Origin of the sequence: Streptococcus sp. GMD5S (assembly GCF_000298715.2) — a bacterium.
Taxonomy (GTDB): Bacteria; Bacillota; Bacilli; order Lactobacillales; family Streptococcaceae; genus Streptococcus.
On the sequence record NZ_AJRG02000063.1, the window covers coordinates 1 to 10,902 of the forward strand.

Annotated in this window: 7 protein-coding genes and 2 pseudogenes; 3 read left to right on the forward strand and 6 right to left on the reverse strand. The window is 42.6% G+C overall.

The window, feature by feature from the left end:
• The 3 genes and pseudogenes from GMD5S_RS0209815 to GMD5S_RS0209825 form a co-directional block, all read right to left on the reverse strand.
• Positions 1 to 249 (reverse strand): annotated as a pseudogene (locus GMD5S_RS0209815) (hypothetical protein); the annotation flags it as partial.
• Between the two features lie 119 nt (positions 250 to 368).
• A complete protein-coding gene (locus GMD5S_RS10765; RefSeq protein WP_000167736.1) occupies positions 369 to 1,130 on the reverse strand; it encodes a DUF6261 family protein in 762 nt (253 codons plus the stop codon).
• A gap of 427 nt (positions 1,131 to 1,557) precedes the next feature.
• Positions 1,558 to 4,191: a DEAD/DEAH box helicase family protein gene (locus tag GMD5S_RS0209825; RefSeq protein WP_000901155.1), complete on the reverse strand. Its 2,634-nt coding sequence runs from the start codon at positions 4,189 to 4,191 to the stop codon at positions 1,558 to 1,560.
• Between the two features lie 132 nt (positions 4,192 to 4,323).
• Between GMD5S_RS0209825 and GMD5S_RS0209830 the strand changes: the two genes are divergently transcribed.
• Positions 4,324 to 4,941, forward strand: coding sequence for a TVP38/TMEM64 family protein (locus GMD5S_RS0209830; protein ID WP_000076177.1), 618 nt, complete (start codon positions 4,324 to 4,326; stop codon positions 4,939 to 4,941).
• 46 nt (positions 4,942 to 4,987) lie between these two features.
• Here the strand turns inward: GMD5S_RS0209830 and scrK are convergent, their stop codons facing one another.
• Together scrK and GMD5S_RS0209840 are read right to left on the reverse strand one after the other, a co-directional pair.
• Positions 4,988 to 5,875, reverse strand: coding sequence for a fructokinase ScrK (gene scrK / locus GMD5S_RS0209835; protein WP_000164292.1), 888 nt, complete (start codon positions 5,873 to 5,875; stop codon positions 4,988 to 4,990).
• A gap of 140 nt (positions 5,876 to 6,015) precedes the next feature.
• Positions 6,016 to 7,911 carry a sucrose-specific PTS transporter subunit IIBC gene (locus GMD5S_RS0209840; RefSeq protein WP_001064508.1) on the reverse strand — a complete coding sequence of 632 codons (1,896 nt, stop codon included), beginning with the start codon at positions 7,909 to 7,911 and terminating at the stop codon, positions 6,016 to 6,018.
• 378 nt (positions 7,912 to 8,289) lie between these two features.
• Between GMD5S_RS0209840 and GMD5S_RS0209845 the strand changes: the two genes are divergently transcribed.
• Both GMD5S_RS0209845 and GMD5S_RS0209850 read left to right on the forward strand, forming a co-directional pair.
• Positions 8,290 to 9,744, forward strand: coding sequence for a sucrose-6-phosphate hydrolase (locus tag GMD5S_RS0209845; protein WP_000455343.1), 1,455 nt, complete (start codon positions 8,290 to 8,292; stop codon positions 9,742 to 9,744).
• Complete coding sequence (locus GMD5S_RS0209850) at positions 9,725 to 10,690, forward strand: LacI family DNA-binding transcriptional regulator (RefSeq protein WP_000225979.1); 966 nt, start codon at positions 9,725 to 9,727, stop codon at positions 10,688 to 10,690. Before GMD5S_RS0209845 ends, GMD5S_RS0209850 begins: the two co-directional genes overlap by 20 nt.
• 34 nt (positions 10,691 to 10,724) lie before the next feature.
• Here the strand turns inward: GMD5S_RS0209850 and GMD5S_RS10655 are convergent.
• A pseudogene (locus tag GMD5S_RS10655) lies at positions 10,725 to 10,902 on the reverse strand (hydroxymethylglutaryl-CoA reductase, degradative); the annotation flags it as partial.

The window sequence follows — 10,902 nt, forward strand, 5'->3', positions numbered from 1 at the left end:
TTTTTTTAATAATGTGACAAAATCAATACCTTTAATATCTGGTAAATTTACTATTTCTTTATGTTTCTCAAATTTTTCCACCCAAGCTAAACAGATGGATGATAAAATAGGGAGAAATGGTATAGATATTTCAAATCTATCAAAATCATCATTAGAATTGTTTAGCTGATATAACATTTGTTTTAACTCCATAGTTTCCTGCAATAAAATCAAAAAGGATAATTCATCTAATTTTTTATCATTATTCAAATCCGCACCCCTATCTAATGTTTTTAATTAGCCAAACAAAATTATTATATCATTTAAATTATACCACGAATCCACCCAAAAACGCCTTTAGATAATAATATATCTAAAGACGTTTATCTTTATCCTGCTACTCGTTCTGCTTCTTCTACTTTCACTTTCTTATCCTTCTTAGTCGAACCAGTCAATCGGCGTTTGCTATCTCGGATTGTGTTTAGATCCTTGAGAAGTTTGGTCAGGTGCTCTTTTTCTGGATAAGCTTCTGCGCTGGCTGCGGTATAGCGCATAAAGAGGTCGTAGATGCTGGTTAGTTCGGTACGGACTTGTCTGGTCTTCCCGACTTCCTTAGCAGACTTATGCGCACGCGCCTGACTTTCCACCTTATCATATTCCTCCTGCGCACTAGTGACTGCAAGGAGCATAGGTGTCAATCCTAGACTAGTAACTGCCGTCTGGTAGGGTTCTTCACTCAGGGTTTTGAGCAGGCTCTTGATTTCTGCCGTTTCCACATCATTGCTATGCTTGGTGATATCCTTGTACTTGGCAAAGACTGGTTTCAAAGTCTCATGGGCTTCTTTGAGTTTGCTTTCCTTGATCTTAGCAAAGCCCCTATGAAGAGTAAAGAGACCGACTAGGGCACTGTCACGATTGCGATCGACTTCGGTTAGGTTCGTCGTCTCTTTCTTTTCTACGATAGCGAGTTGGCCTTGGAAGTCTGCTAGCTTGCTCTTGAAGGAATCGAGGTGCTTGCTATACATAGGCTCGTCCTTATGTGCCTTGGCAAAAACTTCTAGTAGTTGACCCGTGTCAACCATGAGACTTTCAAACTCACGGTTGGTAAAGTTGGTGTAGCTTAGAGGGCGGATAGTGAATGTTTTTGTCATGATGATAACCTTTCTATTTTCATTATTTCAAAAAGGAGTTTTCCCTTAAATTTATAAATCCATTCTAACAGTTACTTTAAAAGATTTGTCCCCCTTCCTCTGAACTGTCAATATTTCCATCTAAAATGTACTTCTCAGGGCAAATCTTTTATTTCCAAAATAAAAAATCCCTATCTGACTGGAAACATTTCCGTCTGTCAGCTAGAGACTCTTACTATTTTTAGATTTTAACTTTTCTAGCTTTAGAATACATCTAAACTTTAGGAAAGAGGATCATTCGAAACTTCGAAGACCTCAAAACTTTCTCAGATAGACTATCCGAAGCTTAGAATGCTCATAAATTTATGTATTTCTTGCCATTCTAAGTTTAGAATGCATATAAACTTTAGTAAATTCATATCTTCGAAACTTCGAATAGCTACCTCCCCTACTCCAACTGACTTTTAACCTTCTTCTTAGTCAAGATACGGTCGTTTTTGTTAGAGAGAGCTTTGATACGAGCTTCTAGAAGGATTTTCCTTCCGGTCTCTGTTCGTGTGTAGACGAGATGATAGCGTCCGATAGTCGGTGTCAGAAAGTCGAGGAATTTCTGCGCTTCTTCCTTGCGCTTGTCAAAAAGACTAGGCACGACATAGTAAGGTGACTGACCTTGTCGGACTTTCTCTGTCTTCAAGAGATAGCGCTGGTTGTCCACTGGAGCAAAGAACTCTCCCAAAGTATGTGCAAACAACTCCTTGTCCCTCATGCTTCCTCCCTTGAGATAGGCAAAGACCATGTAGTTTTCCTTGTCATCCTCTACCTGAACACGGGATTGATCATCCGTTAGATGCCCCGAATCTAGCATAGCCTTTCGGATTTGCTCACCCAGAGACTGCAATCGTTTATAAGGACTCTTATAGCGGAGGTAACGCCAAGAGGCAAAGGCCAAAAAGAGGAGACAGGCTGTCGTAAGCCACCAAACACCGATCAGTCTCAGTCTAAATAGCAAGACCAACAAATCCACTGCCAACAAGAGCAATGACATGCGAACCCATTTTAATGCATCAAGAAAGAGCATGACTGGAATTTTCTGTTTTTGAGTTGCGACTTCTGTAACTACCTCGAACTGATCCGCTACGACAAGAGCTTCCTGCCATTTTTGTCTCAAGCCTGATCGATCCTTGGAGAGACTCTTAACTCGCTCATTGTACTCACTAATTTGATTTTTCTTAAAAGGGGGCTTTGGAAAATCCAAACGATCCAAACCGGTCTCAATACTCTCCTGATTATAGGCCAATCCAAGAAAATGCTCCATCCGTCGCGACAAGGTCTGCAGATCCTGATTGCTCTCTGGTCTAGGCTCCTCACCAGGAAGAGTGATGAGTGCTTGCGCTTGAACGGCTACCAGATGCCAGATGTTGCTGGTCTTTTCTGGATGTCCCGGCCAGATACGAACGGCACGCCCGCGCATCTGGTTACTCAGCATAAAGCTCCCCACAAAGCTTCCGAGGATTAGGGAATTAACGCAAGGAGCATCCCAACCCTCTCCAAGGAGAGATTTGGTTCCGACTAGGACTTGAATCCGCCCTCGTTGAAAAAGCTCCGTCACTGCCGCTACGATTCCCTTAGCTGAGCTCGGAAAACTAACCTGCACATAATCTTTTGGATCCAAGTGACCAATAGGTGAGAAACTAAGAGGAACCTGAGGCAAGAGCTCCTTAAACTCTGCTGCCACATCGGTAGGCAAAATAACGACACTACCTGACAAGACAGCCAAAGACACAGGTATCTCTTGTTCCTGAGCTTTTCGACGAATGCTTTCAAAATAAGGGAGAACCCCCAACTGAGAAATGGTTGCCTGATTATCTCCCAGATAGGTGGCAAAATCCTTGCGAATATAGTCAGCTAGTACTAACTGTCTCAGTTCCTGACCTAGACTCTCATACTCCGTCAAAAAGATATCGGCAATGGCAGACAACTTCCCTAGAGATTGGGTTAAAAGCTGATCGGAAGCCTTGGACTTAACCAGATAAACCTGACGTTTTTCCACCAACCCACGCGCCTTCAAGTCAGCCTCTAACTTTTTCTTATATCCATCTGGATCCTTATACCAATCTGGTGTCTGATAGAGTATGCTCTGCAACAGCGTCTCCAGCCAGTAGGAGGTCAATGCTGGAAGCTTCTGGGTTCCCAGTAAATTTTGTAAAGAGGGAGAAATCGTTAACCCCTGAGAATGTATATAAATCAATATAGCAGACAAGTACTTGGGATCTTCTAAGAGCAAATCAGATGAAATATCCCCTTTGAGGACCTTAGAGCCTGCTACAAATGTTTGAAAATCAGGATCGACTATAAGGTGATGAATATAGTCCCACTTAGTCTCCTCAAACCGTTTGAGACGTTCCGCCTCTTCAGCTGTTGGTGAACACATATAGACAAAATCCTGATGAGGGCAAAGAGTGTCTTCCTTGACTAGTTCAGGTACCGTGATTTCTTGATCGATCTCCCCACACATACGGATATAGCGTTCCCAAAGTTCAGGCTCGCTGTCATAAGGTGGTGTCGCTGTCAAGGAGATGAGTTTCAGCGGTCCATACTGCTTGCGAAAGGCTTCCAGACTTTTCCACCATTCATTGCGCAGGTGGTGGCATTCGTCCAAACAAAGAGTCGCAACTTTCTGAGCTCTTAGGCTTGCAAGCAAATCAAACCCCACAAAATCCTCTGCTTCTCCATCTTCTTGTGATTGCAATTGGTTCATGGCGCTATGAAAAGCCTGATAGGTCACAATCGTTAATGTCTTCATCTCCTTTAAGTTTTGGGAAACGAGGTCTGAAAGCCTCTGACCATCCTCTAGAAAAGCAGTTTGTATTCTATCCACCCATTGTTCACGAATGGTGACAGTCGGAACTAAGATGAGGGCTGGGTTACCAAAACGAGCGATTAGCTCGATACCAATGGTTGTCTTTCCAGACCCTGGAGCGGCCACTAGATGAACATGACCGTCTGCTTGATAGTCCTGAAAACGATCCAAGACCTGTTTTTGATATTGGCGCCAGCTTCCTTTAAAGTTTAAACCTAACATGATACCCCTCATTCTATACCGTCATTTTCTTATTCTCATTTTACCACACTTATTTCACCAGTCAGATAATCCAGATAGTTTTTCTCCACAAAATATGGTATAGTAGAATCATACTATCTATGAGGAGTTTACATGTCACAGGATAAGCAAATGAAAGCTGTTTCTCCCCTTCTACAGCAAGTCATCAATATTTCATCTATCGTGGGGGGAGTCGGCACCTTGATTTTCTGTATTTGGGCCTATCAGGCGGGTGTTTTACAATCAAAGGAAACCCTATCAGCCTTTATCCAGCAAGCTGGAGTCTGGGGGCCACCACTCTTTATCTTTTTACAGATCCTACAAACTGTTGTTCCGATTATTCCGGGAGCTTTGACCTCAGTGGCTGGGGTCTTTATTTACGGCCATATCATCGGAACCATCTATAACTATATCGGCATCGTGATTGGCTGTGCCATTATCTTTTACCTCGTGCGTCTCTATGGAGCTGCCTTTGTTCAGTCGGTCGTCAGCAAGCGTACCTATGACAAGTACATTGGTTGGCTAGATAAGGGCAATCGTTTCGAGCGGTTCTTTATCTTTATGATGATCTGGCCTGTCAGTCCAGCTGACTTTCTCTGCATGCTGGCTGCCCTCACCAAGATGACCTTCAAACGCTATATGATTATCATCGTTTTGACCAAGCCCTTTACCCTAGTGGTTTATACTTATGGTTTGACTTATATTATTGATTTCTTCTGGCAGATGTTTTGAGGATAGAAAAATCCGTTTGGTTTCCCAAGCGGATATTTTCTTTGTTTTATTTTGCGACACTCTTAGCAAGGACAAAGTTCCCAAGTGTGGCAGAACCATTGCCTGCGACTGCTGGAGTCACGATATAGTCACGCACGTCTGGTACTGGTAGGTAACCATTTAGAAGAGCAGTGAATTTCTCACGTACACGGTCCAGCATGTGTTGTTGGGCCATAACCCCACCACCAAAGACGATGACGTCTGGGCGGAAAGTCACAGTAGCATTGACCGCAGCCTGAGCGATATAGTAGGCTTGAACATCCCAGACAGAGCTGTTGAGTTCGATGTTTTCGCCACGAACACCTGTACGAGCTTCTAGACTTGGTCCAGCCGCAAAGCCTTCCAAACAACCCTTATGGAAAGGACAGACGCCGTTAAATTCTTTTTCTACATCCATTGGGTGTTTAGCCACATAGTAGTGACCCATCTCAGGGTGACCGACACCACCGATAAACTCACCACGTTGGATAACACCTGCACCGATCCCTGTACCGATCGTGTAGTAAACCAAGTTTTCGATACGGCCACCAGCATTGTTACGAGCAACTACTTCACCATAGGCAGAGCTATTTACGTCTGTGGTGAAATACATGGGTACGTTGAGGGCACGACGGAGAGCCCCAAGTAGGTCTACATTTGCCCAGTGAGGTTTTGGAGTCGTTGTGATAAAGCCATAGGTTTTTGAGTTTTTGTCGATATCGATCGGACCAAATGAACCGACAGCAAGACCAGCAAGATTATCGAATTTTGAAAAGAACTCGATGGTTTTATCGATAGTCTCGATAGGAGTTGTTGTTGGAAATTGTGTTTTTTCCACAACATTAAAGTTTTCATCACCGACAGCACAGACAAACTTTGTACCGCCCGCTTCTAAGCTTCCATATAATTTTGTCATGATAAACCTCTTATCTTTGTTTTCTCTATTATAGCACATTTTAAAGGGCTAGATTTCTCAATATTTTAGATTTTCCTCTGTAAATCTTACCATCCAAGTAAAAACGAACAAACATGACATTTGTTCGTTTTTTTGTTTTATTAAGCTTTAACTTCGATGATTGCGTCACCCTTAGCAACTGATCCAGAAGCAACTGGATTTACTGAAGCAAAGTCTGCAGTGTTTGTTACGATAACCATAGTTGTGTTATCAAGACCTGCAGCAGCAATCTTAGCTGAGTCAAATGTTCCAAGAACATCTCCAGCTTTAACCTTGTCACCTTGGGCAACTTTATGGTTGAAGCCTTCACCGTTCATTGAAACAGTGTCGATACCAACGTGAATTAAGATTTCAGCACCGTTAGCTGTTCTCAATCCATAAGCATGGCCAGTTGGGAAGACGATTGTTACTTCAGCATCAGCTGGTGCATAAACAACATCTTGGCTAGGTTTCACGGCGATACCTTGTCCCATAGCTCCACTTGAGAATACTGGGTCATTCACATTTGAAAGAGCAACAACGTCACCAACGATTGGTGTTTGGATAACACCTTCGCTAGGTGAAACCACAGTACCAGTTACTGCTTCTTCTGTTAAACGGTCAGTTTCAGCTTCAGAAATTGCTCCTGAAACTTCTTCTACTTCATCTTCGTAACCAAACATGTAAGTAAGAGCAAAACCAAGTACAAATGATACAGCTACCATAAGAAGGTATTGTAGAAGTTGTCCGTTACCAATGTAAAGCATTGTACCAGGGATGACTGTGATACCATTACCAGTACCAGCAAGTCCAAGGATAGATGCCAATCCACCACCGATTGCACCAGCAATCAATGAAAGGAAGAATGGTTTACGGAAACGCAAGTTAACCCCGAAGATAGCAGGCTCAGTAATACCTAGGAAGGCAGAAAGAGCAGCTGGGAAAGCAAGTGTTTTAAGTTTAGGATTTTTAGTTTTCACACCAACGGCTACTGTCGCAGCACCTTGAGCAGTCATGGCAGCTGTGATGATAGCGTTGAATGGGTTAGCATGGTCAGCAGCAAGCAATTGAACTTCAAGCAAGTTGAAGATGTGATGAACACCTGATACGACGATTAATTGGTGAACTCCACCAATCAAGAAACCACCAAGTCCGAATGGCAAGTTAAGAATAGCTTTTGTTCCAATGAGGATGTAACTTTCAACAACGTGGAAGACTGGTCCGATAACAAACAATCCAAGGATTGACATTACAAGGAGTGTTACGAACGGTGTTACCAAGAGGTCAAGTACATCTGGAACAACTTTACGAACAGCTTTTTCAAATTTAGCTCCGACAACCCCGATGATGAAGGCTGGAAGAACTGAACCTTGCAAACCTACAACTGGGATAAATCCGAAGAACTGCATTGCAGTTACTTCACCACCAGAAGCAACAGCCCAGGCATTTGGAAGTGAGTCAGATACGAGCATCATACCAAGGACGATACCAACGGCTGGGTTACCACCGAATACACGGAAGGTTGACCAAACAACCAATCCTGGCAAGATAATAAAGGCTGTATCAGTCAAGATTTGAGTGTAAGTTGTCACATCTTCTGGAAGTGTCATCCCAAGAGCAGTCAAGAGACCACGAACACCCATGAAGAGACCAGTTGCTACGATAACTGGAATGATTGGTACGAATACGTCACCGAAAGTACGGATAGCACGTTGGAACCAATTTCCTTGTTTGGCAGCTTCTGCCTTCATGTCTTCTTTAGAAGAGGTTGGCAAACCAAGTGCAACCACTTCGTCGTACATCTTGTTTACTGTACCAGTCCCAAAGATGATTTGGTATTGGCCTGAGTTAAAGAAAGCTCCTTGAACTTTATCCAAGTTCTCAATCACTTCCTTCTTGATTTTCCCTTCATCTTTGACCATGACACGTAGACGAGTCGCACAGTGAGCTACACTGTTGACATTTTCACGTCCACCAAGGGCTTCGATGACCTTTTTTGCAATATCCTGATTGTTCATTTGCAAAAATCTCCTTATATAAAATTTTGTAAAGTGTTTGAAAGCGATTTTATCCGCCCTACGACTATTATTTTATCATGTTTCTAAAATATGTCAAGCGTTTTGCAGAAATTTTTATTCCCTTTCTTTTTCCTCTGATTATTTTTGCTCGTTTTTGAGGGAAATTCTCTTTTTCCTCAAAAAAATATCTTTAAACTTGAGGAATAAAGGTTTTTATTTACATTTTCTTTCATTTTTTCGTGAAAATTTGTTAGATTTCCTTTACTTGATTTATGGCAACCGTTTGACATTTTTTGCTATTTTTTAACATAAAAGACTTGCTTTTTTGGTCGAAAACGTTTACTATTAAGGTAGTAGAACTTTAGGAGGAAAGATAAAATGGAATGGACAACTGAGCGCCGTTATAGACGCTATGAAGACTGGTCTAATGATGAAATCAAACAAATCAAGGAAACGATGGCACAATCTCCTTGGCATACTCGTTACCATGTCGAGCCTAAAATAGGTCTTCTCAATGACCCAAATGGCTTTTCTTATTTCGATGGCAAATGGATTCTCTTTTACCAGAACTTCCCCTTTGGTGCAGCACATGGGTTGAAGTCTTGGGTGCAGCTTGAAAGTGATGATTTAGTGCGCTTTACAGAAACTGGAGTCAAAGTTTTGCCAGATACTCCATTAGATAGCCACGGTGCCTACTCTGGTTCTGCCATGCAGTTTGGCGATCAGTTGTTCCTATTTTATACTGGAAATGTCCGTGATGAAAACTGGATCCGTCACCCCTACCAGATCGGGGCTCTTTTAGATAAGGATGGCAAGATTACAAAAATTGACAAGATCTTGATTGACCAGCCATCAGACTCTACTGATCACTTCCGTGACCCACAAATTTTCAACTTTAAGGGGCAATATTATGCTATCGTGGGTGGACAGGACTTGGAGAAAAAAGGCTTTGTTCGTCTCTACAAGGCTATAGATAATGATTACACCAACTGGCAAGCAGTTGGTGACCTAGACTTTGCCAACGACCGTACTGCCTATATGATGGAATGTCCAAATCTGGTCTTTATCGGTGAACAACCTGTACTTCTCTACTGCCCGCAAGGATTGGATAAGAGTGTTCTAGACTATGATAATATCTATCCAAACATGTACAAAATCGGGGCTTCTTTTGATCCTGAAAATGCTAAAATGGTAGATGTCTCTCCATTGCAAAATCTAGACTATGGTTTCGAAGCCTATGCAACGCAAGCCTTCAACGCTCCAGACGGACGCTCTCTAGCAGTTAGTTGGCTTGGACTACCAGATGTAGTCTACCCATCTGATCGTTTTGACCACCAAGGAACTTTCTCATTGGTCAAGGAACTCACTATCAAAGATGGCAAACTCTACCAATACCCTGTCGCAGCTATCAAGGACCTTCGTGTCTCTGAAGAACCCTTTTCAAATCGTGCTCAAACCAATAACAGCTATGAACTCGAGCTCAACTTGGAAGCCAATAGCCAGAGCGAGATTGTCTTACTTGCCGACAAAGAAGGCAAGGGACTTTCAATCAACTTTGACCTTGTAAATGGTCAAGTGACAGTGGATCGTAGCCAGGCTGGTGAGCAGTACGCCCAAGAATTTGGAAGCACTCGTTCTTGCCCAATCGACAAGCAAACTACTACTGCTAACATCTTCATCGACAATTCTGTTTTTGAAATTTTTATCAATAAAGGAGAAAAAGTATTTTCTGGTCGCGTCTTTCCGAATGCCGATCAAAATGGTATCCTGATCAAATCTGGAAACCCAACCGGAACCTACTATGAATTAGATTATGGTCGCAAAACTAACTGATGTCGCAAAACTTGCTGGTGTCAGCCCTACTACCGTTTCTCGGGTTATCAATAAAAAAGGTTATCTGTCTGAAAAAACCATTCTCAAGGTCAATGAAGCCATGAGAGAATTGGGCTATAAGCCCAACAATTTAGCTCGTAGCCTCCAAGGAAAATCAGCTAAGTTGATTGGCTTAATTTTCCCAAATATTTCCAATGTTTTCTATGCAGAATTGATTGATAAGTTGGAACACCAACTCTTTAAAAATGGATACAAGACCATCATCTGTAACAGCGAGCACGACTCTAAGAAGGAACGGGAGTACATCGAAATGCTAGAGGCCAATCAGGTCGACGGTATCATTTCTGGTAGTCATAACTTGGGAATTGAAGACTACAATCGTGTAACAGCGCCAATCATTTCCTTTGACCGAAACTTGTCTCCAGACATTCCTGTTGTCTCCTCTGACAACTACGGTGGCGGGGTTCTCGCTGCCCAAACCTTGGTCAAGACAGGTGCCCAGTCTATTATCATGATTACAGGGAATGACAATTCCAATTCGCCTACTGGACTGCGTCATGCTGGTTTTGCCTCTGTACTCCCAAAAGCGCCTATTATCAATGTTTCGAGTGACTTTTCTCCCGTCAGAAAGGAAATGGAAATCAAGAATATCTTGACTCATCAGAAACCAGATGCTATCTTTGCTTCAGATGATCTGACAGCCATCTTGGTTATCAAAATAGCTCAGGAACTGGGAATCTCTGTTCCTGAAGAGCTCAAAGTCATCGGCTATGATGGGACTTACTTTATCGAAAACTACTACCCTCAACTGGCGACCATCAAGCAACCCTTGGAAGAGATTGCCCAACTCACTGTTGATCTTCTCTTGCAGAAGATCGAAGGCAAGGAAGTCGCGACAACTGGTTACTTCTTACCAGTCACCCTATTACCTGGAAAAAGTATTTAAGTACAAAAAACTCAGACGAATTCGTCTGAGTTTTTTATGATCTTAAGTTTTCGAGATAGCGCTGGGCTGTCTCTAAGTTAAAGGTTTTATCTGCGATGAGGTGCTTAACGAGGGGAGCAACTTCAGACTCACTAGCACCTGCTAGGAGAGCTAAGGATTTGGCCTGTAACTTCATGTGACCTTGCTGGATGCCCGTACTCACCAAGGCTTTG

Bases quoted from the DNA above. Each gene is read 5' to 3' on its own strand.
- GMD5S_RS0209845 (WP_000455343.1), top strand. From the start codon at position 8,290: ATGGAATGGACAACTGAGCGCCGTTATAGACGCTATGAAGACTGGTCT.
- GMD5S_RS0209825 (WP_000901155.1), bottom strand. From the start codon at position 4,191: ATGTTAGGTTTAAACTTTAAAGGAAGCTGGCGCCAATATCAAAAACAG.
- GMD5S_RS0209850 (WP_000225979.1), top strand. From the start codon at position 9,725: ATGGTCGCAAAACTAACTGATGTCGCAAAACTTGCTGGTGTCAGCCCT.
- GMD5S_RS10765 (WP_000167736.1), bottom strand. From the start codon at position 1,130: ATGACAAAAACATTCACTATCCGCCCTCTAAGCTACACCAACTTTACC.
- scrK (WP_000164292.1), bottom strand. From the start codon at position 5,875: ATGACAAAATTATATGGAAGCTTAGAAGCGGGCGGTACAAAGTTTGTC.
- GMD5S_RS0209830 (WP_000076177.1), top strand. From the start codon at position 4,324: ATGTCACAGGATAAGCAAATGAAAGCTGTTTCTCCCCTTCTACAGCAA.
- GMD5S_RS0209840 (WP_001064508.1), bottom strand. From the start codon at position 7,911: ATGAACAATCAGGATATTGCAAAAAAGGTCATCGAAGCCCTTGGTGGA.